Source organism: Aeromonas sp. MaB10011B, assembly GCF_017939325.1.
Taxonomy (GTDB): Bacteria; Pseudomonadota; Gammaproteobacteria; order Enterobacterales; family Aeromonadaceae; genus Aeromonas; species Aeromonas caviae.
Window position 1 is genome coordinate 1 of sequence record NZ_JAGKRK010000097.1, and the last position, 23,777, is coordinate 23,777.

Annotated in this window: 15 protein-coding genes, 1 tRNA gene and 3 pseudogenes; 7 read left to right on the top strand and 12 right to left on the bottom strand. The window is 59.4% G+C overall.

Translation table 11 applies throughout. The features are described from left to right. From rfbA to rfbB, 3 genes are all read right to left on the bottom strand, one after another. The coding region (rfbA, locus tag J9893_RS21095; RefSeq protein ID WP_210600937.1) for a glucose-1-phosphate thymidylyltransferase RfbA at nt 1-656 on the bottom strand (656 nt) is incomplete at its 3' end. 114 nt (nt 657-770) lie between these two features. Then, nucleotides 771-1,658 carry a dTDP-4-dehydrorhamnose reductase gene (gene rfbD / locus J9893_RS21100; protein ID WP_210621946.1) on the bottom strand — a complete coding sequence of 296 codons (888 nt, stop codon included), beginning with the start codon at nt 1,656-1,658 and terminating at the stop codon, nt 771-773. Further along, nucleotides 1,658-2,743 carry a dTDP-glucose 4,6-dehydratase gene (gene rfbB / locus J9893_RS21105; protein WP_210621947.1) on the bottom strand — a complete coding sequence of 362 codons (1,086 nt, stop codon included), beginning with the start codon at nt 2,741-2,743 and terminating at the stop codon, nt 1,658-1,660. The genes rfbD and rfbB overlap by 1 nt, the downstream gene beginning before the upstream one ends. Before the next feature lie 937 nt (nt 2,744-3,680). On the opposite strand from rfbB, the gene J9893_RS21110 reads away from it, so the two are divergent. Together J9893_RS21110 and J9893_RS21115 are read left to right on the top strand one after the other, a co-directional pair. After that, nucleotides 3,681-4,355, top strand: a complete 675-nt coding sequence (locus J9893_RS21110; protein WP_041207018.1) for a response regulator — start codon at nt 3,681-3,683, stop codon at nt 4,353-4,355. After that, complete coding sequence (locus J9893_RS21115) at nt 4,355-5,737, top strand: ATP-binding protein (RefSeq protein WP_210600054.1); 1,383 nt, start codon at nt 4,355-4,357, stop codon at nt 5,735-5,737. Before J9893_RS21110 ends, J9893_RS21115 begins: the two co-directional genes overlap by 1 nt. Before the next feature lie 404 nt (nt 5,738-6,141). On the opposite strand, the pseudogene J9893_RS21120 reads toward J9893_RS21115, so the two are convergent. The 3 pseudogenes from J9893_RS21120 to J9893_RS21130 form a co-directional block, all read right to left on the bottom strand. Then, nucleotides 6,142-6,511, bottom strand: a pseudogene (locus J9893_RS21120) (transposase); the annotation flags it as partial. Nucleotides 6,512-6,633: 122 nt separating this feature from the next. Then, a pseudogene (gene icd / locus J9893_RS21125) lies at nt 6,634-7,818 on the bottom strand (NADP-dependent isocitrate dehydrogenase). A gap of 181 nt (nt 7,819-7,999) precedes the next feature. Further along, nucleotides 8,000-8,850: pseudogene (locus J9893_RS21130) on the bottom strand (AraC family transcriptional regulator). Nucleotides 8,851-8,979: 129 nt separating this feature from the next. On the opposite strand from J9893_RS21130, the gene manA reads away from it, so the two are divergent. Beyond that, nucleotides 8,980-10,179, top strand: coding sequence for a mannose-6-phosphate isomerase, class I (manA, locus tag J9893_RS21135; RefSeq protein WP_124813408.1), 1,200 nt, complete (start codon nt 8,980-8,982; stop codon nt 10,177-10,179). Nucleotides 10,180-10,183: 4 nt separating this feature from the next. On the opposite strand, the gene glk is transcribed toward manA, so the two are convergent. Then, nucleotides 10,184-11,152: a glucokinase gene (glk, locus tag J9893_RS21140; RefSeq protein WP_039041241.1), complete on the bottom strand. Its 969-nt coding sequence runs from the start codon at nt 11,150-11,152 to the stop codon at nt 10,184-10,186. A 348-nt stretch (nt 11,153-11,500) separates the two neighbouring features. Between glk and J9893_RS21145 the strand changes: the two genes are divergently transcribed. After that, complete coding sequence (locus J9893_RS21145) at nt 11,501-12,355, top strand: MurR/RpiR family transcriptional regulator (RefSeq protein WP_029314760.1); 855 nt, start codon at nt 11,501-11,503, stop codon at nt 12,353-12,355. A gap of 160 nt (nt 12,356-12,515) precedes the next feature. Further along, on the top strand, nt 12,516-13,955 hold the full coding sequence (gene pyk / locus J9893_RS21150) for a pyruvate kinase (protein WP_041214849.1): 1,440 nt from the start codon (nt 12,516-12,518) through the stop codon (nt 13,953-13,955). Nucleotides 13,956-14,021: 66 nt separating this feature from the next. Here pyk and J9893_RS21155 read toward each other — a convergent pair whose 3' ends face one another. The 4 genes from J9893_RS21155 to J9893_RS21170 all read right to left on the bottom strand — a co-directional run bounded on the left by J9893_RS21155 (nt 14,022) and on the right by J9893_RS21170 (nt 21,330). Further along, on the bottom strand, nt 14,022-15,065 hold the full coding sequence (locus J9893_RS21155; protein ID WP_210600053.1) for an efflux RND transporter periplasmic adaptor subunit: 1,044 nt from the start codon (nt 15,063-15,065) through the stop codon (nt 14,022-14,024). 15 nt (nt 15,066-15,080) lie between these two features. Further along, nucleotides 15,081-18,143 carry an efflux RND transporter permease subunit gene (locus J9893_RS21160; protein ID WP_210600052.1) on the bottom strand — a complete coding sequence of 1,021 codons (3,063 nt, stop codon included), beginning with the start codon at nt 18,141-18,143 and terminating at the stop codon, nt 15,081-15,083. Between the two features lie 161 nt (nt 18,144-18,304). Next, a complete protein-coding gene (locus tag J9893_RS21165; protein WP_041213197.1) occupies nt 18,305-20,629 on the bottom strand; it encodes an acyl-CoA dehydrogenase in 2,325 nt (774 codons plus the stop codon). Between the two features lie 47 nt (nt 20,630-20,676). Continuing rightward, on the bottom strand, nt 20,677-21,330 hold the full coding sequence (locus J9893_RS21170; protein WP_005324182.1) for a TetR/AcrR family transcriptional regulator: 654 nt from the start codon (nt 21,328-21,330) through the stop codon (nt 20,677-20,679). A 469-nt stretch (nt 21,331-21,799) separates the two neighbouring features. On the opposite strand from J9893_RS21170, the gene J9893_RS21175 reads away from it, so the two are divergent. Both J9893_RS21175 and J9893_RS21180 read left to right on the top strand, forming a co-directional pair. Then, a complete protein-coding gene (locus J9893_RS21175; RefSeq protein ID WP_005324180.1) occupies nt 21,800-22,540 on the top strand; it encodes a phosphatase in 741 nt (246 codons plus the stop codon). 87 nt (nt 22,541-22,627) lie between these two features. Then, a tRNA-Thr gene (locus J9893_RS21180) sits at nt 22,628-22,703 on the top strand. Nucleotides 22,704-23,590: 887 nt separating this feature from the next. On the opposite strand, the gene J9893_RS21185 is transcribed toward J9893_RS21180, so the two are convergent. After that, nucleotides 23,591-23,777 (bottom strand): transposase (locus J9893_RS21185; protein WP_210600051.1); only part of this gene is annotated, 187 nt, incomplete at its 5' end.

Consider the following 23,777-nt stretch of genomic DNA (forward strand, 5'->3'; position numbering starts at 1 on the left):
CCCATCATCGCCACCGACAGATTGCCTTGCTCCAGGTAGATACGGTTCACATCGGTGATTTCCAGCTCACCACGCGGTGACGGCTTCAGGCACTTGGCAATCTCAACAACGCTGTTGTCGTAGAAATAGAGGCCGGTCACCGCATAGTTGCTCTTGGGCTCCAACGGCTTCTCTTCCAGCGAGATAGCGGTACCCTCTTTATCAAATTCCACCACCCCATAACGCTCGGGGTCATGCACATGGTAGGCAAAGACGGTAGCACCACTCTCTTTGGCCGCTGCCGCCGCCAACTGTTTCTGCAGGTCGTGGCCATAGAAGATGTTGTCCCCCAGCACCAGCGCACAGGGGTCTGACCCGATAAACTCTTCACCCAGAATAAAGGCTTGTGCCAACCCGTCCGGACTTGGCTGCACCTTGTACTGCAAATTAAGGCCCCACTGACTGCCGTCACCCAGCAATTGCTCAAAACGGGGGGTATCTTGCGGCGTGCTGATGATCAGAATATCGCGAATGCCCGCCAGCATCAGGGTGCTCAGCGGGTAGTAGATCATCGGCTTGTCATAGATAGGCAACAGTTGCTTGCTCACCGCCATGGTCACCGGATAGAGACGGGTGCCTGAGCCACCGGCCAGAATGATGCCTTTACGTTTGGTCATGATGCTTGTTTCTTATTTTTAAATTGCAAAAGAAAAAGGTGGCTTGCAGCTACACCTTTTACGTTTTATCTCTTGCCAGCCAGGGATGCACTCAACACATCCCTGACCAGGGATTTACTTGCTGAGGATCTCGGTCAACATCCGCTCCACGCCGACGGTCCAGTCCGGCAGTACCAGATCAAAGGTGCGCTGGAATTTGTCGGTATCAAGGCGGGAGTTATTGGGGCGTTTGGCAGGGGTCGGGAAGGCGCTGGTCGGCACTGCATTAAGTTGCTTGACCGTCAGTTCAACGCCAGCCTCTCTGGCTTTGGCAAACACCAATTGGGCGTAGTCAAACCAGGTGGTGGTACCGGAGGCAATCAGATGGTACAGCCCGGCAACCTCGGGTCTGCTCTGCGCCACGCGGATCGCATGGGCGGTGCAATCGGCCAGTAACTCGGCACCGGTCGGGGCGCCGAACTGGTCATTGATGACCGACATCTCGCTACGCTCTTTGCCAAAGCGCAGCATTGTCTTGGCAAAGTTGGCTCCACGGGCGGCGTAGACCCAGCTGGTGCGGAAGATCAGGTGACGAGCGCAGAGAGCCGCCCCCTGTTCCCCTGCCAACTTGGTTTCACCGTAGACGTTGAGCGGTGCAGTTGCATCGGTTTCCACCCAGGGGCGCTCACCGCTGCCATCGAACACATAGTCGGTGGAGTAATGCACCAGCCAGGCACCCAATGCTTCCGCTTCTTTGGCGATCGCCGCCACACTGGTCGCGTTGAGCAGCTCGGCAAATTCCCGCTCACTCTCCGCCTTATCGACTGCGGTGTGGGCTGCGGCGTTGACAATCACGTCCGGCTTGACAAGACGTACCGTGTCGGCCACCCCTGCCGGGTTGCTGAAATCGCCACAATAATCGGTGGAGTCAAAATCAACGGCAGTGATGCGGCCCAGCGGTGCGAGTGCACGCTGCAGCTCCCAACCGACCTGACCGTTTTTGCCAAACAGCAGAATATGCATCAGGCACGCTCCCCGTAATTCTGCTCAATCCAGGATTGGTAGGCACCGCTCTTGACGTTGTTGACCCACTGTTGGTTATCCAGATACCACTGCACGGTTTTGCGAATGCCCGATTCGAAAGTTTCTTGCGGCTGCCATGCGAGTTCACTGCTCATCTTGCTGGCATCGATGGCATAACGGCGATCATGGCCAGGGCGATCCGCCACATAGGTGATTTGCGCACGATAAGAGCCCGCCTTCGGCACCATCTCGTCCAGCAGATCGCAGATGGTGTGTACCACCTCCAGATTCTGCTTCTCGTTATGACCGCCGATGTTGTAGGTCTCCCCGACCAAGCCCGTGGTCACCACCTTGTAGAGCGCGCGTGCGTGGTCTTCCACATAGAGCCAATCGCGAATTTGGTCGCCCTTGCCATAGACCGGCAGCGGCTTACCATCCAACGCATTGAGGATCACCAACGGGATCAGTTTCTCGGGGAAGTGGTACGGGCCGTAGTTGTTGGAGCAGTTGGTGACGATGGTGGGCATGCCGTAGGTACGGCGCCAGGCGCGCACCAGATGGTCACTGGAAGCCTTGGAGGCAGAATAGGGGCTGCTGGGGGCGTAGGGCGTCGTTTCAGTGAAGAGTGGCAAGGGTTCAGCAGCAGACGCTTCATCCGGATGTGGCAGATCGCCATACACCTCGTCTGTGGAGATATGGTGGAAGCGGAAGGCCGTCTTGCGCGCCTCGTCCAGACCGTTCCAATAGGCGCGGGCCGCTTCCAGCATCATATAGGTGCCGACGATATTGGTCTCAATGAAGTCGGCGGGGCCTGTGATAGAGCGGTCAACGTGACTCTCGGCGGCCAAGTGCATCACGGCATCCGGTTGATGGGTAGCAAACACCCGATCCAGTTCGACGCGGCTGCAGATGTCGACCTGCTCGAACGCGTAACGATCGCTGCCCGAGACCTCAGCCAGGGATTCCAGGTTGCCTGCATAGGTCAGCTTGTCGAGGTTGACAACTGAGTCTTGGGTATGCTGGATGATATGGCGAACAACGGCTGAACCGATAAAGCCGGCACCACCAGTCACAAGGATCTTCATTGAAAGGTTCCCGATTTCAAGATAACGAAATGACACGACATTGTTTGACGCTTGCGTAGAAGATTTTCACAGTAGGTTTGCGAAGCGCCTACACTGATGACTAAATCGTCTAGCACACAGATATATCACTGAAACTAAGCTTGGTTAATTTTTCTGCATAATTTCTAGCGATACGACTTGTAAATAATTCTTATTTGATAAACTTGGTGGGGAGGGTAATTATGAAAAAGATGACATAGTCAACAAAGTGAAACGCTACCGCCCTTGAGTTACAGCTCCCAATATGCTGATTTTAACCTTCTTGTCCGTGCTGTTGGCCATCAGATCCTCCAGCTTCTTGTTTTGATTGATGTTTAACAATTCTTAAGCATTCCATTACCTTACTAGGCTGTCCGGAACCTACATTGCTCACATCTTGGGCTTTTTGCGCCCTAAACCCGATCGTGGGTCAGATTCTATCTTGTTTAACCCAAGGGTGAATAGTCAAAAGGTGCAAAAGGCCCTCAATAGGGTAAGGATTCAACAGCATTCCCATTAACCTACTGACTTCAATGTCACCAGTATTTTTACTGATAATCCTCTAGTGACACCTTTCGATGAAGAATAGAAAAAATATGTCTGTCAGTGTGCTCTTATCACCTCATTCGTGGGCATCAGATTGTTAGGATAGCGCCAAGAGATCAAGAGTGTGCTCTTCTGTTGACCCATTCACGTACCTTACTGCCCCTCCACTGCGATCATAACGGTCGCATACTGCTGTCACCGTATGTAAATCGCTTCGTGTCACAGAGTTTTGACATCTTATTAAACACTCTATTGAGGAGTTCAGTCTGGGATGATTCAGTTCCGATACAGCGGGGTCAGGTAGGATCCGGATTGACTCTCCCTCTTGTTGACCCTCTAATTGGCAGCCTGGACCCTCATCATCATGCATCTTATGAAAATCCTACTGGTTGAAGACGACAAGCTGCTCAATCACCACCTCTCCACCCTGTTGACCGAGGCCCAGAACCAGGTTTACAGCACGGATAATGCCCAGGTGGCGCTGCACTACGCAGCAGACTACCCCATCGATGTCGCTATCATCGATCTGGGCCTGCCTGACATGGATGGCCTTCAGCTCATCACCCGCCTGCGCGAGCAGCAGATCCCCTTTCCCATCATTGTGCTGACGGCCAGAGGCAACTGGCAGGACAAGGTGGAAGGACTGGAGGCCGGGGCGGACGACTACCTGGTCAAACCCTTCCAGAAGGACGAGCTGCTGGCCCGCCTCAATGCGCTGGTACGCCGCAGCGCCGGCTTCATCTCCCCCAGAGTGAAGGCGGGTGACTACGAGCTGGATCTCTCCCGCAAGGAGCTGACCATCGCCGGCGAGGTCACCGTGTTGACCAGTTTCGAATATCTGATCCTGGAATACCTGATGCGAAATGCCCGTCAGGTGGTCTCCAAACAGCAGCTGCTGGATCAGCTCTATGGGGATGGTGAAGGGGATCCCAACACCATCGAGGTGATGGTGAGCCGACTTCGCAAAAAACTGGATCCGGAAGGGAGCATCCAGCCCATCTCCACCATCCGCCGCCAGGGCTACATCTTCAACCTCGCCTGCAGCTGATGCGCCTTGCCATGTTGCATCCCCTGACCCTGATCCGCCGCTCCCTGCACCTAAAGCTGATGCTGAGTGCCATGCTGGTCATCGCGCTTATCATGGCCTTCTCCGTCTACATCCTCTACCTCGGCCATGCCGAGGAGCAGGCCCAGAAAGCCAGTGTCCGCATGCAGGAGAACCTCTCCAAGCTGTTCTCGTCCAAGCAGCCGGAGCCCCACGCCATGACGGATCTAGGCAAGCTCACCCCGGATGCCATCGATCCCAATCTCGACACCCTGATCTGCCGCGCCGACGGAGTGCTGAGCTGGTCCAGCCTGCACATGCCGGAGGTGGTCTCCATCAAGGAGACCATCTGCCGGGATCTGATGAGATACCTGGGGGGACTGGATCAGGACTATTTCTTCAAGCTGCATACCATCAAGAACGGCGAGAGCTACTTCATCTACAGCCTGCGTTTCCTGCGCAATCATGGCGCCGGCCCCACCACCTACTACGTGGTGATGGTCGATTCCGCCCGGCGCTATCAGGCCCAGACCCGCGATTACCTCTACCGCTGCATTCGCCAGGCGCTGCTCGCCTACTGTCTGCTGGGCGCTCTGTTGCTGCTCACCAGTTTCTGGAGCCTCTCCTCCCTGCGTACCATGGCGCTCCAGATTGACGAGATCCGCGCCGGTACGCGAGAGGCACTGTCAAACGACTACGAGCGCGAGCTGACCCCCCTGACAAGCTCAGTCAACCAGTTGCTGGAGAACGAACGCCAGCAGACCCAGCGCTACCAGCACGCCCTCAACGATCTCGCCCACAGCCTGAAAACCCGGCTGGCGCTCATCCAGATCACCGCCCAGGAGCTCAAGCTCGGCCACGATATCCATGACAACATCAATGAACAGATCACCACCATGGATCAGATCATCCAGTACCAGTTGCGCCGCGCCGTCACCGGGCGAAAGCGCCTCGCGAGCAAGGGCACCGAACCGGTTCCCCTCATCGAGAAGCTGCTGGCCAGTCTCGCCAAGGTCTATCGCCACAAGAAGCTGCAGACCGGCTTCCAGTTTGACGACGATGTCTTCTTTCACGGCGAGCAGGGCGATCTGATGGAGCTGATGGGCAACCTGCTGGACAACGCCTGCAAGTTCGCCATCAGCGAGATCCGGGTTCATGTCCGCCACCGGGAGAGCGGCCTGCTCATCGTGGTGGAAGACGACGGCCCTGGCATCGATCCCGGCAAATCGCAGCAGATCTTCCAGCGCGGCGTGCGGGCTGACAGCTCCCCCGGCCAGGGGATTGGCCTCGCCGTGGTGACCGAAATCGTGCACAGCTACGGCGGCGAGATCCGGGTGGATGACTCCCCGCTCGGCGGCGCGAGATTCCACATCACCCTCCCCTGACAGCGCAGGACATTGCCATCCCGGTGCTTGCCCTGTCACACGCCTCACTCCTTATGCTTCGACAAAGCCAAGCACATGGCAGCGAGGCTGGCGAGCTTGCACTCCCATCAGAAGCTGGCCAGCCGCTCCCCTCAACCCCATGCACGCGCAGAAACGGCAGGCATAAAAATCTATGGTCAGCCTGAACTTTGCAAGGCCAGATTGATGATGAGTACTGACAGGGCAGGCTTGCTATAATCTATCCGGATTCTTGGTGGGCTATCATGCCCGATCCATGATGTGAGCCGCGCCTGAGGTACCTCAAAAAACCGTCAGTCTTGAAGACTGTTTTTTATGTCAGGTTTACCCTCAGGCCGTTGGGCCAGTTGTCGTCATCATTTTCTGAACATCGCAAAGGCAGGCGTAATGCCAAACTCGAGCAGCAGGGCGTGGATTTGATTAGCGGTTTGCACTCGGTCGGCAATGCGGGCTTCGCGCAGTCGATGCAGTGCCGAGCTGGCCTGCTGTTCGGGTGTTTTGACGCCGACATAGCGCATGGAGGAGCGGGAAGCCGCTTCACTGATGACGTGTGCATCAAGGACGTCGCTCTTGTTGCCGGTGACAAAAGGGCGAACATACTGTGGCGCGATCAATTGCACCTGATGGCCGAAACCAGCGAACAAGCCTAGAACGAGTGAACTGGTGTTTGAAGACGGGTTTGCCGTTGGCATCCTGCCCGGCGAGATGAGAGGAGTGCTTGCCGATGTCGAGTCCAAAGAGTGTGATAGTTGCCATGATGCTCTCCTGAAGTAGAAAAGAAACAGCCCAGCAAGCGTAGCCTACTGGGCTGCGGGCCAGGCTGACCATCACATTAAACCGGCGCTCATGGCGCCAGTTTTGCATTTCAACGACCCGGATCATATCTGGTCGATCATGTCCTGGACGAACTGGGAGCAGGAACGCAGGGTGGCCTCGAAGTCATAAGTGACGCTCTTGTTGGCGATGGCCGCTTCCATCCCCTTGACGATGAGGTCAGCCGCCTCGGTCCAGCCCAGGTGGCGCAGCATCATCTCGGCAGAGAGGATGAGGGAGCCCGGGTTGACCTTGTCCTGACCAGCGTATTTCGGCGCGGTGCCGTGGGTGGCTTCGAACAGGGCAACGCCATCGCCGATGTTGGCGCCCGGGGCGATGCCGATGCCGCCGACCTGGGCCGCCAGCGCGTCGGAGATGTAGTCGCCGTTGAGGTTCATACAGGCGATGACGTCCTTGACCACGATGGTCTTGCCGGTCTTCGGGTTCTTGAAGGAGCACCAGGGGCCGCCGTCGATGAGCTGGGCATCGTACTCTTTCTGGGCCAGGGCATAACCCCAATCCTTGAAGGCACCCTCGGTGAACTTCATGATGTTGCCCTTGTGCACCAGGGTCACGGAGTCGCGATCGTTGTCGATGGCGTACTCGATGGCGGCACGGACCAGACGCTCGGTACCAGCCTTGGACATGGGCTTGATGCCGATGCCGCAGGACTCGGGGAAGCGAATTTTCTTCACGCCCATCTCGTTTTGCAGGAAAGCGATCACCTTCTTGGCTTCATCGCTGTCTGCCTTCCACTCGATGCCGGCGTAGATGTCTTCGGCGTTCTCGCGGAAGATCACCATGTCGGTCAGCTCGGGGTGCTTGACCGGGCTCGGGGTCCCTTCGTAGTAACGGACCGGGCGCAGGCAGACGTAGAGATCCAGCTCCTGGCGCAGGGCCACGTTGAGGGAGCGAATACCACCGCCGACCGGGGTGGTCAGCGGGCCCTTGATGGCCACGCAGTATTCACGAATGAAATCCAGGGTTTCGGCCGGCAGCCAGGCACCTTCGCCATAGACATGAGTCGATTTCTCGCCGGTATAGATCTCCATCCAGGCGATCTTGCGCTCGCCTTTGTAGGCTTTCTCGACCGCAGCATTTACCACATTCAACATGGCCGGGGTCACGTCCACACCGATACCATCCCCTTCGATAAACGGAATGATGGGATTGTGGGGAACCTACAGCTTGCCGCTGGCATCGACTGTGATTTTCTGGCCCTGGGTCGGGATAACTACTTTGCTTTCCATCGGCATCTCCTAACTTCTGTTTGTTATCAATCTGATCGTTGCGCTAAGCCCATCCATTTGCATAATCAAATGGCGGGCGTGCATGTCCGACCATAGTCGAGTACTGGATCACAATGCCCACCCTCTTCCCGCCCGGGATGAGGATCCTGCCATTGCCATCGATGCATGGCGCCAGTCTTTGTCATGGCGTCAGGCTCTCGCTCTGCCCCTGGGGCTGGCTCAGGGCCCGGCACAGGGAGGGGGTGAGCCCGGTCTTCTGCTTGAACACTCGGCAGAAATAGTTCACATCCATGTAACCACAGCGGCTCGCCACCTCTTCGAGACGGAAGCGGTATTTTCTCAGCATGAACTTGGCCCTATCGATGCTTACCCAGCTGATGTAGTCCGCCAGGCGCATGTGGCCCTGCTCACGAAACAGGTGGGAGAGGTGGCTCGCCGAGACATTGAAGCGGTGGACCATGGAGTCGCGGCTGATGGGGCGGTGAAAGTTGTCCTGGATATAGATGCAGATGCGGTGAAACAGCTCAGCCCCTCGCGGCCGATCGAAGGCGACTCAGCCAGCAGTTGACGGGCGCTGGTGAGCAACACCTGCAACAGGTGGTTGTCGGTGGGGGAGCGGTCTGGATCTTCGGCCAGCACGTTGAGCGCCGCCAGTATGTGTTCGTTCACATGACCGGCCCGGGTCATAATACTGTGCTTTTGCACATCGAAGAAATCCGGGTCTTCCCGCCGCTTGCTCACCAGACTGAAGCCGAGCTGACGCTTGCCAAACAGCAGGCTCAGCACCGAGCAGTCGGTGGTCCAGAGCGGCTTGTTCCAGCCGTTGGGGGCGATGCAGATCTCCTGGCTGCCCCGCTCCCTGTCCCAGATCTGGTTGCGGTACTCGCCGCTGAACACCAGCTCGAGGCGGGGAAAGTTGACCTGATAGCTGAAACCGGGCGGAACCCCCTGATCCTGGGCAAACCAGATCTGGTCGAAGGAGGCCTGCTCGTGGAGGGCGCAATCGAGCAACTGGCTGAAGACAAGAGACATGCTGATCCTGCTCAAGAGAGAGGCAAGCGGTTGCGGTGCCCACGACCGCCTATGTTATAGTCCGGTCCACGGCAGCAATGCCACTCTTTTCTGCACCCGATTTTCTGCACACCAAATGAGGCATCCCTTATGAGCAGTCGCGATCTGCCCTCTTTTTTGTCAATGCAAAATCCGATTCAAGGCTACGACTGGGGCAGCCATGACGCCCTCACTACTCTGTTCGGCATCCCCAATCCGGCAGGCAAGCCCCAGGCCGAACTCTGGATGGGTGCCCACCCCAACGGCTGCTCCGAGGTGATGCTGGCAGGGCAGGCCCAAAAACTCTCGACCCTGATAGAGTGCGCCCCCGCCGCCGTGCTGGGCGAGGCCACCCAGGCCCGTTTTGGCAGCCTGCCGTTCCTGTTCAAGGTGCTGTGCGCCGAGAAGGCCCTCTCAATTCAGGTGCACCCGAGCAAGGCGCAGGCCGAAGCGGGCTTTGCCAAGGAAGAGGCCGCTGGCATCTCGCCCAAAGCAGCCAATCGCAACTACAAAGATCCCAACCACAAGCCCGAGCTGGTGTTTGCCCTCACCCCCTATCAGGCCATGAACGGCTTTCGCGCCATCCCGGCCATCCTGGCGCTGTTCGAGCGGGTCAAGCTGCCCGCCCTTGCCGACCTGGTCGCCGCCCTCGCAGCCAGCCAGAACGAAGCAGGTCTGCAACACTTCTTCCACCAGCTGCTGGTGCTGGAAGGGGCGCGTAAGGAAGAGGCACTGGCGGGCCTGCTGGCCTTTGCAGCCGCCCATCAGAATGAAGAGACCTTTGCCCTCATCACCAGCCTGGCCGCCCAGTACCCGTGGGATGTGGGGCTGTTCTCGCCGCTCTTGCTCAACGTGGTGACCCTGCAGCCCGGTCAGGCGATGTATCTGGACGCCTGCACCCCGCACGCCTATGTGCGCGGCACCGGCCTTGAGATCATGGCCAACTCCGACAACGTGCTGCGCGCCGGGCTCACCCCCAAGTACATAGACGTGGCCGAGCTGCTGGGCTGCACCCGCTGCCTGCCCAAGCCGGACGACCAGATCCTGCTCAGCCCCCGCATGGAAGGCGCCGTGCAGCACTACGACGTCCCCGTACCGGACTTCACCTTCAGCGTATACCCGGCCGGTGAGCATGCACTCACCACCGCCAGCGCCGAGATCCTGCTTGCCATCGATGATACTGTCATCCTTCAGCAAGGTAAGCAGTCACTACGCCTGGATAAAGGGCAATCCGCCTTCATCCCCGCCGCCACCGGCAGCTACCAGCTGCTGGCCGAGGGCCGGGTCGCCCGTGCTGGCAACCGCTGCTAGCCTGTCAGAGACGGATCCCGAGGGACTGGCGCAGATAGGCTCCCGCCCCGAGCAGCCCCGGCCCTTCATGGGTGATGAGGAAGACCGGAATGTCTTTGAGATAAGGCTTGAAGCGCCCCTTGTCCTCGAAGGCGACCCGAAAGCCCGATCCGATGAAGAACTCCTGGAAGCGCGGCACGATGCCACCGGCGATGTAGACACCGCCGAAGGTGCCCATGTTGAGGGCCAGGTTGCCGGCAAAGCGGCCCATGAGCACGCAGAACAGGCTCAAGGTGCGGCGGCAATCGAGGCAATCCCCCGCCAGCGCACGCTCGGTGATGTCCTTGGGGGCAAAGGGTTCGGGCTCGCGGCCATCGGATTTGACTAGGCCGCGATAGAGATTGACGAGCCCGGGGCCCGAGAGGAAACGCTCCGCCGACACATGGCCCAGCTCGCCGCGCATCACCTGCAGCACCGCATCTTCCTCTTCCGTGTTGGCGGCGAAGTCCACGTGACCGCCCTCACCCGGCAGGCTCAGCCACTGCTCACCGGCCTGCACCAGGTGGGCGACGCCAAGGCCGGTACCTGCGCCATAGATGGCGATGGGCTTGCCGGCTACCGGAGCCGCGCCCCCGAGCTGGATGCGATCGCTCTCGCCGAGCACGGGCACCGCCATGGAGACGGCAGTGAAATCGTTGATCACCTGCAGGCGCGCAAGGCCGAGGTTGGCCTGCATCTCGCGGATGGAGAACTCCCAGCTGTGGTTGGTCATGGCGACCCAGTCACCGTTGATGGGGCAGGCGATGGCGATGCACGCCTCGCCCACGGTGGCATCGTGCTCTTCGAGATAGAGGCGCACCACGGCCTCCAGGCTGGGATGGGCCAGCCCCGAATAGGTTTTTGCCTGGGAAATGGCGCCCGTCGCCAGTTCGCAGAGGGCCAGCCGGGCATTGGTACCGCCAACGTCGCCCACCAGCGCATGGGTATGCTGCATAACAAACTCCTTCGTTACCGACTCGGGGCGGCCCTTACCGTCCCGACATTATTATTTGCCTGCAATACTACTCGAGCCCGCAGCCGAGCTGCGCGATTTATGCAGACAAGTGTGCACCCGCTCACAGTGTTGTTGCTTTGCAACATTTGTAAGCGTTTTCAAGACGCAAATGGAAGTTTGCAACTAAAAACACGAAATAATTAGACATGAGTCATACTTTACAGGGCCGAGATTAGTTCCGATAAGCGCTTGTCTTGTATAGTCATCGCGGAGACTGGAAACCTGCTTGAGCTGTGAATTTAGTGCACAGACACTGAAGTTAAATTACAAAAATGCCTGGTGGTAATGATGAATACCCTCGATAAAATTACGAACAATCTGGAAAGTTTCAGTAAATCAGAGCGTAAGGTGGCTGAAGTGATCCTGGCCTCACCCCAGACCGCCATTCACTCCAGCATTGCTACCCTGGCCAAGCTGGCCGATGTGAGCGAACCGACCGTCAACCGTTTCTGCCGTCGCCTCGATACCAAGGGTTTTCCCGATTTCAAGTTGCACCTGGCCCAGAGTCTGGCCAACGGCACCCCTTATGTGAACCGCCACGTGGAAGCGGAAGACGGCCCGGATACATATACCGCCAAGATCTTCGAATCCACCATGGCCTGCCTCGATGCCGCCAAGAACAGCCTGGACATCTCGGCCATCAACCGCTGCGTCGATATTCTGACCCAGTCCAAGAAGATCAGCTTCTTTGGTCTGGGCGCCTCCTCCGCCGTCGCCCGGGATGCCCAGAACAAGTTCTTCCGCTTCAATATCCCCGTGGTGAGCTTCGATGACATCGTCATGATGCGCATGAGCTGCATCAACAGCAGTGAAGGGGACGTGGTGGTCCTCATCTCCCACACCGGCCGCACCAAGGCATTGGTGGAAATTGCCGCGCTGGCCCGGGAAAACGATGCCACCGTCATCGGCATGACCGCCAAGGACTCTCCCCTGGCCCGCGAGTGCAACCTGGTGCTCTCCATGGACGTGCCGGAAGACACCGACGTCTACATGCCCATGGCCTCGCGCATCGCCCAGCTCGCCCTGGTGGACGTGCTGGCCACCGGTTTCACCCTGCGCCGTGGCATGAAATTTCGCGAAAACCTGAAGAAAGTCAAAGAAGGTTTGCGCGAATCCCGCTTTGATACCCCGCACTCCTCCTGATCATTCGGGGGTCCGCCCCCGACTGTCTATGCCAATGGGCTTGGTGTAGTATCGAAATTCAATCAAACAAGGCCACCCAGATGGCCTGCCAGTTGGCGCCATGCCACATGCTTGACGGGGCAGTATTTCAAGTCATATCAACTTCACATTGGAGTCTTTCATGCCAAGACGTACAAAGATTGTTACCACACTCGGTCCGGCGACCGATCGCGACGGCATTCTCGAGGGGATCATTCGCGCCGGTGCCGACATGGTGCGGATGAACTTCTCCCACGGCACTCCTGAAGATCATATCCAGCGCGCCAACCAGGTGCGTGACATCGCCGCCAAGCTGGGCCGCCACGTGGCCATCATGGGCGATCTGCAAGGCCCCAAGATCCGCGTCTCCACCTTCAAGGATGGCAAGATCTACCTCGCCATCGGTGACAAGTTCATTCTCGACGCCGCCCTCGGCAAGGGAGAAGGCTGCCAGGAGCAGGTCGGCATCGACTACAAGAGCCTGCCGCAGGACGTGGTATCCGGTGACATCCTGCTGCTGGACGATGGCCGCGTGCAACTGAAGGTCGAGCAGGTCGAAGGCACCCGCATCCACACCACGGTGACCGTGGCCGGCCCTCTCTCCAACAACAAGGGCATCAACAAGAAGGGTGGCGGCCTCTCCGCCCCGGCCCTGACCGAGAAGGACAAGGAAGACATCAAGACCGCCGCCCGCATGAACGTGGACTACCTGGCGGTCTCCTTCCCCCGCAGCGGTGATGATCTGCGCTACGCCCGCGAACTGGCCCGCGAAGCTGGCTCCAACGCCAAGATCGTGGCCAAGGTCGAGCGCGCCGAGACCGTCGCCAGCGACGAGGCGATGGAAGACATCATCCTCGGCTCCGATGCCGTCATGGTGGCCCGTGGCGATCTCGGCGTCGAAATCGGCGACCCCGAACTGGTGGGTGTGCAGAAGAAGCTCATTCGCCACTCCCGTCGCCTGAATCGCGTGGTCATCACTGCGACCCAGATGATGGAGTCCATGATCAACGCACCGCTCCCGACCCGTGCCGAAGTCATGGACGTGGCCAACGCCGTGCTGGACGGTACCGATGCGGTGATGCTCTCCGCCGAGACCGCCGCCGGCCAGTTCCCCATCGAGACCGTGACCTCCATGGCCAGCGTCTGTGTGGGCGCCGAGAAGCACCCGAGCCTGAACGTCTCCAACCACCGCATGAGCTACACCTTCACCTCGGTGGAAGAGGCGGTGGCCATGTCCACCATGTATGCGGCAAACCACCTGGAAGGGGTCAAGGCGATCGTGGCGCTGACCGAGTCGGGCACCACCCCGCTGCTGATGTCCCGCATCAGCTCCGGCCTGCCCATCTTCGCCATGTCTCCTCACAACAAGACCCTGGCCTGGGCCAACCTCTACCGCGGCGTCACCCCCGTGCTGTTTGATGGCGACGAGACCAAGCCGGTCTACGAGGTGTGCCGCGACGCGCTGGACGTGCTCAAGGCCAAGGGACTGCTGCAAAGCGGCGACATGGTATTGCTCACCCACGGCGACAAGATGGAGACCGTCGGCAGCACCAACACCTGCAAGGTGATGATGGTCGAGTAATCGCCCCTCCTCCCTGCAACAAAAACGGCTCCCACGGGAGCCGTTTTTTATGGGATCTGCCCAGGTTCAACTGCGAAACAGCTCCACCTTGTCTCCATCCTGCAGGCTGCCGGCGCCGCGCACCACCACCTTGTCTCCCTGCTTGAGAGCGCCGCTCACCGCCACTTCCCGGCTGTCCCCAAAGAGCACGGTGACCGGCACCCGGTTCACCGTGAGCGCCTCGCCGCGCTGCTCCACCTGATAGACCACGCTTCCCTCGGTGCCGAGCACCAGGGCATCCCGTGGCAGCAGCATGGTGTGCTGCTCTCCCATCGGCAGCGCCACCCGCACTGGCGAGCCAATGATGAAGGTGCCCGCTTCCGGCTTGAGGCGCAGCTCGATGAGCCGGGACTTGGGATCGGCGCTCGCCGCCCGCTGGTAATAAATGGCGTGGCTGCTGAGCTGCTCCCCTTCCACCCGCAACCGGGTCTGGGTGGCCAGTTGCCGGGCCCAGGCAATAGGTGCACGCAACCGGATATCCGGCTGGTCCGGATTGACCAGCTCAAGCGCCTGTTCGCCCGCATCCACATGCTCCCCCGGCTGGATGAAGTGTTCATTCACCACTCCGTCAAACGGGGCAAAGATGCGGCTTCTGCGCAGCTGCTCCTCAATCTGGCGCACCTGCACCCGCGCCAGCTGATCGGCCAGCTCAGCCTGCTCCACGTCATAGCGCGCCTTGTCATACTGGCTCTGGGAGGCACTCTTTTGCTGGTGCAAACGATCCAGGCGCTGGAACTCGGCGCGAGCGTAACGCAGGTTGCTCCCCTCTCTGGCTTGTTCCGCCCTCGCCTGCTCCAGCGAGAGGCGCAGAGTCGCGCTGTCCAGGCGCAGCAACTCGTCCCCCGCCTTCACCCGGCTGCCAAACTCGGCTATCCACTCCACCCGACCGCTCACTTCGGCGCTGAGCGCCGCCTGCTGGCGGCTCGCCACCGTGCCGCTGACCCAGATGCTGGCCCCCCCCTCTCCCTGGGCCACCTCCGCCAGCGTCACCATCTTGCTTTGTGCAAGCGCAGGCAGCCCGCCAGCCAGCAGCAGAGCCCCCACCACTATCCTTGTGAAACCTTGTGTCATCGATGAGCTCCTTGCTCAGGCACGCTGCCGAAGGGCGTGCGGTATGTCGGTCTGCTCCCCCAACCGCAGGAAGGCGGGCAACAGGATCAGGGTGAAGAGGGTGCTGCAACTCATGCCGCCGACGATGACGGTGGCCAGCCCCCGGTAGATTTCGCTCCCCTCGCTCGGACTCAACATCAGAGGCAGCATGCCGAAGATGCTGGTGAGGCTGGTCATGGCGATGGGACGCATCCGGCTTTGCAGAGCATCGGTGACTGCCGACTGTCGGCTCATCCCCTCCCGCTCGGCCATCCTGGTCTGGTGCACCAGCAGAATGGCGTTGTTGACCACCAACCCGAGCAGGATGACGAAGCCGATGATGGTGAGCAAGTCCATCGGCAGCGGCGCCACCAGACCGCTCAGGTGCAGCGCCAGCACGCCGCCTACGGTGGCGAGCGGCAAGGTGAGCAACACCAGCACGGCATCCTTGAGGGAGGCGAAGACCCCCCACAGCAGAATGAGCAGTATCATCACGGCGAACAGGAAGATGCTGCCGAGGTTGCCCAGCGCCTGCTGCAGGCTGTCGGCATTGCCGGCGACCCGCAGCTCCCCCCCGGCCGGCAGCAACGGCCGGATGGCGGCAAAGCTCTTGTGCTGCAGGGTGTCGAGCACCTGCTCCATGCTCATCCCCGCAGGGGGCGAAATCTGCAGGCTGATGCTGCGCCGCCCATCGGATCGGAAGATGCTCTCAGGCCCGAGTTGCGGCTCCACCCGCAGCAGTTCCCCAAGGGGAACGATGCGCCCTGACGGGGTAGCAAGCGGCACCGCCTTGAGCTCGTCCGGGTTGGCGGAGGCCTGCCCCATCAGCAGGATGTCGAGCCGCTCATCCCCGTCGAAATATTCGCCGACCCGCAGACCATCGCCAAAGGTCTGGATGATGGCGGGCATGGGGGAACGATCCCAGCCCACCTCGGCCAGGCGCCTGTCCTGGGGCACCAGCCGAAGCTCGGGAGCGGTGAAATCGAGTCCGGGTTCTGGCCTGACCTGGGCGCCGGGCAAGTCCCGCTGCACTATGGTCATGCTCTCCCGGGCCGCCTGATAGAGTTCGGGCAGCCCACCTCCCTGGATCAGCAGGGAGATGCTGTTTTCACTGTCAAAACCGCCAAACAGGGACCCCTGACCGCCAAACACCCGGGTGTCGGGAATGCCCACCAGCAACTGCTTCATCAAGAGCTGCTCCAGCACCTTGATCTGGCTCTCCTCCTTTGGCCGCACCCCGATCTGGGCACCGCCCGGGTAGCGCAGGATGTAGTAGTTCTTGAGGACAGGCTCCTTCTCCCCTTTCATATAGGGGTCGAGGCGGGCAATCAGGGTATCGATCACCTCCTCCCGCTGGGCCTTGAGATTGACCCCGGGGGTGAAACTCATCCAGACGTCGATGGCGTCCCGCTGCACATCCGGCAGGTAGTTCATCTTGGGCAACATCAACCAGCTCACCAGCACAGGCCCCGTCATCATCAGGACGATGATGGCCCAGCGCCTGGGGGCGGTGGCAGTCCAGCGGATCACATGGCGGGTGGCGCGGCACCACAGGCGCTCAAAGGGATCAATCAGCCGCTCGTGCCCCATCCAGCGCGCCGCCACCGCAGGCAACACCGTGACCGCCACCACCATGGAGACCGTCACCGCGCAGGCGATGGTGAGCGCAAGATCGGCAAACAACTGCCCTTCCACGTCGTTGAGCAGGAGCACCGGCAGGAAGATGGCGACCGTGGTCAGGCTGGACGCCACCAGAGCGGTCCACACCCGGCGGGTGCCCTCCAGCGCCGCCTCTCCCTTGCTGATATCACCCCGCTCATGGCGCCGGTAGATGCTCTCAAGCACCACGATGGCGGCGTCGAGCACCATGCCGACCGCAAACGCAATGCCCGCCAGGGAGATGATATTGAGGGTTCGCCCCATCACCTTGAGCAAGCAGAAGGTGAGCATGATGCTGATGGGGATGGCGATCGCGATCATCAGGGTCGCCTTGAGCTGGCGCAGAAAGACCCAGAGGATGGCGCAGGAGAGCAGCACTCCTAGCCCCAGGTTGGCGGTCACCATGCTCACCGCCCGGTTGATGTAGAGAGAAGCGTCAAACGACTGCTCCATGTGCAGGCCAACCGGCTCCAGCACCTCCCGGTTGAGCTCCCCGACCTTGGCCTTGATCCCCTCGAGCGCCGCCAGGGCATTGGCACCGCTCTCCTTGAAGATCTGCGCCGCGATGGCGGTGTTGCCGTTCTGGATGCGCAGCACCGGGTTCTCCTCCCGGGCCACTCTGATCTCGGCAACGTCCCGCAGATAGATGGGCAGGCCGTCACGCCAGTCCACCACCTTGTCCCCCAGGGCCGCCACGTCATAGCGACCGGCAAAGCGCAGCTTGTACTCCCAGCGGCCGATGTCGAGGGTGCCGGCCGACACATCCCAGCCCGTCGTTGCCCGGCTGGCGAGCACCGGGATCTCCACCCCCAGCTCGGCGGCGCGGTAAGGGTCGAAACGGATCTGGATCTGGCGCTCGTTGATCCCCTCGATGTCGACCGTGGACACCCCGGGGATCCGCTCCAGCTCGGGCTTGACCCTCGCCTCGATCAGCGCCTGGTGATCGTCTATCTCCCCCTTGGCGCCGGGCAGTTGCTGGATGAAGAAGAAGGTCAGGGTGTCGTTGCTGCTGTAGTTGTTGACGTAAGGGCCACCGATGTTGTCCGGCAGTCCCAAGACCCGGTTCAGGCGGGAGATGACATCAAGCTGGGCCCGCTGCATGTCGGTGCCGAGGGCAAACTCCATGTCGATTTCGGTGAAGCCGGGGTAGCTGTTGCTGCTGAGGCTCTTGAGCCCCTGTACCCCCTGCATCTCCTGCTCGATGGGATCGGTTATCTCCGACTCCATCTCCTGGGGCGAGGCCGAGCGCCAGTCCACCGTGATGTTGAGGTGAGGACGGTCTATGTCGGGGAACAGCTGGACGGGCAGTCCCCGGATGCTGAGCAGGCCCAGCAAAAAAATCAGCACGACCGAGACCGCCACCCAGATGGGGCGTTCGATCGCCGTTTTGGCGAGGTTCATTCACTCTTCCTGAGTTGTTGTTATCGGCCATTCCGATGGCCTTGCTTCCTGCCCCAAGGGTGGGGGCCATTGCATTAAACTGGAATTAATCGACCTTGTAAATGCCTGGTTAAACAACAAAAAACCGGCCACTAGGGCCGGTTGTCGGTTTACGCTCGGGGTCAGGCTGCATGCTCGACCGGGTTCGGTTGAGACAATCCTTCCAGCTCGCCAGGAGCGAAGTTGTCCACCTGGATCGCCTCGTAGCGCAAGGCATCGGCGGCCAGCAGCTTGTCCGCCTCCTCCTTGCCGAGGATGGACTGGGACAGGGCCGCAGCCACCAGCTCAGGCAGCGCCAGCTTGCGGGGCAGTCTGCCCTCTTTCTGGGCCTGCACCAGCTTCTTCTCGATGGGCTGCACCGAGACCATGGCCTGGAAGGCACGCTCCATCAGCCCCACCGGATCCGCCTCGTCCTTGCCTACATAACAGAGCGCGGTCAGACGATCCCGGAACTCGCCCGGCGTCATCATGGCCAGACAGATGGCATGGCAGCGATCGTCCGCCGGCATCTTGTAACCGACGCCGAACGGGAACACCACCCGCTTGAGTACGGCACCCACCACCTTGTTCGGGAAGTTCTGGAAGAAGCCCTCGAACGCCTTGCCAATCAGGTAGAGGTTGCGCTCCACCGCGTACTGCACGAACGGCAGGTCAGAGACCATGCGGCCCTGATCCTCGTAATGCTTGAGGGTGGCGGAGGCCAGGTAGAGGTGACTCAGCACGTCACCCAGACGGGCGGAGATCATCTCCTTGCGCTTGAGATCCCCGCCCAGCATCAGCATGGAGACGTCGGCGCACAGGGCCAGCCCTTTACTCATGCGGGAGAGTTGCTTGTAGTAGCGGGCGGTTTCGCCAGCCACCGGGGCGCTGTTGAACTGGCCCAGGGTCAGCCCCTGGAACAGGGCACCGAAGAAGTTGCCGGTACCGAAGGCGATGTGTTTCATCAACAGGGCGTCAAACTTCTCGAGACCGCGCTCCACATCGGTGTCGGCCGCCGCTTCCAGCTCGGCAAACACATACGGATGGCAGCGGGTGGCCCCTTGCCCGAAGATCATCAGGTTGCGGGTCAGGATGTTGGCCCCTTCCACCGTGATGGCCACCGGAATGCCCATGTAGGCGTAGCCGGTGTAGTTTTTCGGGCCCAGCTGGATGGCGCGACCGGCGTGGATGTCCATGGAGTCATCCATCACCTGGCGGGCCATCTCGGTCATGTGGTACTTGGAAATCGCGGTGACGATGGCCGGTGCCTGACCCAAATCCAGGGAACCTGCGGTCATGCGACGAGCGCCTTCGAGCTGATAGGTGAGGCCGCCAATGCGGGCCAGCGCTTCCTGCACCCCTTCAAACTTGCCGATGGACATGCCGAACTGTTTGCGCACGTAGGAGTAGGCGCCCACGGTGCGGCTCGCCATGTGACCACAGGCGGTACCCAGAGCAGGAAGCGAGATGCCGCGACCGGCGGAGAGGCACTCCACCAGCATGCGCCAGCCACGGCCGGCGTAATCTGGGCCACCGATGATCCAGTCGAGCGGAATGAACACATCCTTGCCGAAGGTCGGGCCGTTCAGGAACGCCAACCCCATGGGGTAGTGGCGATCGCCGACGCGCACGCCTGGGTGACTGGTCGGGATCAGCGCACAGGTGATGCCGATCTCTTCCTTGTCACCCAGCAGTTTTTCCGGGTCATAGAGCTTGAACGCCAGCCCCAGCACGGTGGCACGCGGCGCCAGGGTGATGTAGCGCTTGTTCCAGTTGAGGCGAATGCCCAGCACCTCTTCACCCTTGTGCATCCCCTTGCAGACGATCCCCTTGTCCGGGATGGCGCCCGCATCGGAGCCCGCTTCCGGCCCGGTCAGGGCGAAGCAGGGTACCTCCTTGCCGTTGGCCAGCCCCGGCAGCCAGAAATCTTTCTGGGCCTGGGTGCCGTAATGCATCAGCAACTCGCCCGGGCCGAGGGAGTTGGGCACCATGACGGTGACCGCGACGCTCAGGCTCTTGGTGGCGATACGGGTGACGATGGTGGAGTTGGCAATCGCCGAGAACTCGCGGCCGCCGTAGGATTTCGGGATGATCAGGGAGAAGAAGCCTTCTTTCTTCAGATAGTCCCACACCGGCTCCGGCAGGTCCTTGGTCTCGTTGACGATCTTGAAGTCGTCCACCATGGCGAGCAGGGTTTCGACCTGGTTGTCGATAAAAGCCTGCTCTTCTGCGCTCAGCTCGGCCTTGCCGTAGCCGTGCAGTTTCTTCCAGTCCGGGTTGCCGCGAAACAGCTCCCCGTCCCACCAGACGGAGCCGGCCTCCATGGCCTCCCGCTCGGTGGCCGACAGGGGCGGCAGTATCTTCTTGAAGATGCCGAACACGGGGCGGGTCACCACCTTTTTACGGATGGCGGGGACACCGAGCACCACGGCTATCGCCAGCACCAGCAGGACAAGCAATGTGATCATACCGAAGTTCCTTCTATTTCACTGTTTCCGTTGATTATTGTTAGGTGTTACACGGCCAGGGAGAGCCTGGTCGACTCCACGGGCGCCCCGACACCGGACGCCAGATAAGGAATGACGTTGCGCACCAGCCCTTCCACATCGAGCTGCTGGCCAAAATCGGCCTGGGCGATGTCACGCAGGGCATCCGCAGAGGCCATGGTGAAGACGACGGTGCCCAGGGTGAAGTGCAGGCGCCAGAAGAGATCCGCTGGCGACAAATCCGGATTGGCCTTGGAGATGGCCTGGGTGATCCCGTGCAGGGTCGCCCCATAATGGGTGGTAATAAAGCGGCGCAGGTGGCCCTGACTGTCGATATAGCCGCGCCCCAGCAACTGCATGAAGAGCGCCGGACCATTCGCCCTGACGGCCGACAGTTTCATCAGAGGTTCGACAAAGCTCTCGAACACCTGCAACAGGGTCAGCTGATCCTGCGCCATCAACGTCTGCAACCGCCCGTCCAGTGCCGGCATGAAGAGGCTCAGATAACGGTCGAGCACCGCCTGGATAAGCTCCTTCTTGGAGCCGAAGTGATAATTGACCGAAGCCAGGTTCACATCGGCCTCGCTGGTGATCAGACGCAACGAGGTATCGGCGAACCCCCGCTCGGCAAACAGCACCTCGGCGGCGTCGAGAATACGGTTCTTGGTATCGATTTTACTCACTGGACACCTCACTTAAACGAATGTTTAAAAAGTACGTTTCACGCCCACCCATGTCAAGAGAATGTGAACAAGTGTTGGCTAAATGTTTTTAATCAAAAAAGATGGAAGATGGCGGGAACTTCGCGGCGAGACGGCACTCTATATCTATGCCACTGCAATTAAACATTAAGTCTCGCCCAACCTGCGCCATGCTAGTTGGGCATTTTTTTGCCCTGCCGTCACCCGATGCGCTGAAAGAGAACCAAAAAAAAACCGTCGCAGGTGCGACGGCGGGGAAAACGGGTCTGACTATCCAGTGTCGACCCATCGATGGGTGTTCAGGCTTGCATCGATGTCGCCATCCTCGCAGTGAAACGTCATCAGACTTTGTCAGCACAGACCCAAATTGTGACAAAGTATGGCAACCAGCCACATGGCCCGGCTTCGCCAATCTTGCTATGCTGTCGCCTCATGCCAGAGGGGAGAGAAGATGAAGTATACGGTCGATACCCACACGCACACCGTCGCTAGCACCCACGCCTACAGCACCATTCACGATTACCTGCCCATCGCCAAAGCCAAGGGGATCAAGCTGTTCGCCACCACGGACCATGGCCCGGACATGGCAGATGCCCCGCATTACTGGCATTTCGTCAATCTGCACGTGTTGCCCAGGGTCGTGGACGGGGTCGGCATCCTGCGCGGCATAGAAGCCAACATCAAGAACATCGATGGTGAAATAGACTTCCCCGAGCGCTACGAGTCCCGGCTCGACATGATCATGGCGGGCTTTCACGAACCGGTGTTTCCCCCCTGCGATCAGGCGACCCACACCCAGGCCATGATCAACGCCATTCGAAGTGGTCGGGTCGACATGATAAGCCACCCCGGCAACCCCGCCTTCCCCATCGATATCCAGGCGGTGGTCAAGGCAGCGGCAGAGTATCGAGTGGCGCTGGAGGTCAACAACTCCTCGTTCAGTCACTCCCGTGCAGGCAGTGAAAGCAACTGCCGCGCCATCGTCGAGGCAGCGCGCGATCTGGGTGCCTACCTCACTTTCGGCTCCGACTCCCACGTGGCATTCAGCCTCGGCGACTTTGATCACTGCCATCGGCTGGTCACCGAAGCCAACTTCCCACATGAGCGGATCCTGGCCCGCTCCCCCCGCGCACTGCTCGATTTTCTCGAGAGCCGCGGCCGTGCCCACATCCCGGAGTTCGTTGACCTCTGATATGCCTTAACATCATGAGCCAACTCATAAAATCGAGTTGGCTCAATTGACTTGTCCGGCTTTTTTCACGACTCTGAACATCAAGCCGCCGGTATAGCTCAGTTGGTAGAGCAGCGCATTCGTAATGCGAAGGTCGTAGGTTCGACTCCTATTACCGGCACCAAATAAAACAAAAAGTTAGCTTCATTACGAGGCTACCCCTTTGTGCTCTTTAGCGTATTTGCCCAACACCATGCCCAACACTTCACAGTGTATAGGCTGCCCATGACGGGCGGCTAACTTGTCTTGTACGCATAGAGAGGACACCAGAGGAAAATGGAAGAATCGAGGGGGAGATAGGATAGGTATATTCGATTACGGGGGAAATTTGCATGGAGGGGAGCAGGGGGTAAGGGGGGGGCTTCTTATATATGCAATGAGGCTTGAAAAAATCTCACAGAAAATATGACAAATGGCCCCCTCTGCAAGAGTCAATACAACCCCATGAGCATACTGGCTATAGGGGATAGTAATCAGATGGGGGCTGCATGTCTTGAGAGGCGTGAGGGGTAAAGTACCTATCCTCTATCACCGGATTACTTCATCTTTCACGGCTTCATAGTAGGAATAGTGGGAGTATCGAGCGCATAAGGGGCAAGAAATCCGCTCCTCTTGCCAATCTCTCTTCTGAATGAGCGTTACGCCCTTACAAGCTGGACACCGATGGTTGATATTCAGCGCTCTTAGTTCTTCTTGGCGTTCACTGTCAACATTCAGAAAGGCCAAATCAAGCGCCCCTTGTAGCGAACGAGTATCGGTATAGACACCATCACACAAAGCCATATCAAAGCCTTTAAGCTTGGGTGGCGTAATACGGTAAGTGTTCTTGTTACGCTCAATGACAACGCCCTTGTAAGAGAATCTAGGGAAGGTGCGAATAAGCGGGGAAATTCTTCTCGGCTGACTCAGTCATTTCATTTTTTCAGTTTGAGCCGATCTTTTCTCCCGTAAATGCCTTGAATCAGCCTATTTAGACCGTTTCTTCGCCATTTAAGGCGTTATTCCCAGTTTTTAGTGAGATCTCTCCCACTGACGTATCATTTGGTCCGCCTGAAACAGGTTGGCCAGCGTGAATAACATCGCCAGTTGGTTATCGTTTTTCAGCAACCCCTTGTATCTGGCTTTCACGAAGCCGAACTGTCGCTTGATGATGCGAAATGGGTGCTCCACCTTGGCCCGGATGCTGGCTTTCATGTAT

Coding starts and splice junctions, on each gene's coding strand:
- manA (WP_124813408.1), top strand. CDS start 8,980: ATGAGCAGTCGCGATCTGCCCTCTTTTTTGTCAATGCAAAATCCGATT.
- J9893_RS21155 (WP_210600053.1), bottom strand. CDS start 15,065: ATGACACAAGGTTTCACAAGGATAGTGGTGGGGGCTCTGCTGCTGGCT.
- J9893_RS21175 (WP_005324180.1), top strand. CDS start 21,800: ATGAAGTATACGGTCGATACCCACACGCACACCGTCGCTAGCACCCAC.
- rfbB (WP_210621947.1), bottom strand. CDS start 2,743: ATGAAGATCCTTGTGACTGGTGGTGCCGGCTTTATCGGTTCAGCCGTT.
- glk (WP_039041241.1), bottom strand. CDS start 11,152: ATGCAGCATACCCATGCGCTGGTGGGCGACGTTGGCGGTACCAATGCC.
- J9893_RS21165 (WP_041213197.1), bottom strand. CDS start 20,629: ATGATCACATTGCTTGTCCTGCTGGTGCTGGCGATAGCCGTGGTGCTC.
- J9893_RS21145 (WP_029314760.1), top strand. CDS start 11,501: ATGAATACCCTCGATAAAATTACGAACAATCTGGAAAGTTTCAGTAAA.
- rfbD (WP_210621946.1), bottom strand. CDS start 1,658: ATGCATATTCTGCTGTTTGGCAAAAACGGTCAGGTCGGTTGGGAGCTG.
- J9893_RS21110 (WP_041207018.1), top strand. CDS start 3,681: ATGAAAATCCTACTGGTTGAAGACGACAAGCTGCTCAATCACCACCTC.
- J9893_RS21115 (WP_210600054.1), top strand. CDS start 4,355: ATGCGCCTTGCCATGTTGCATCCCCTGACCCTGATCCGCCGCTCCCTG.
- pyk (WP_041214849.1), top strand. CDS start 12,516: ATGCCAAGACGTACAAAGATTGTTACCACACTCGGTCCGGCGACCGAT.
- J9893_RS21160 (WP_210600052.1), bottom strand. CDS start 18,143: ATGAACCTCGCCAAAACGGCGATCGAACGCCCCATCTGGGTGGCGGTC.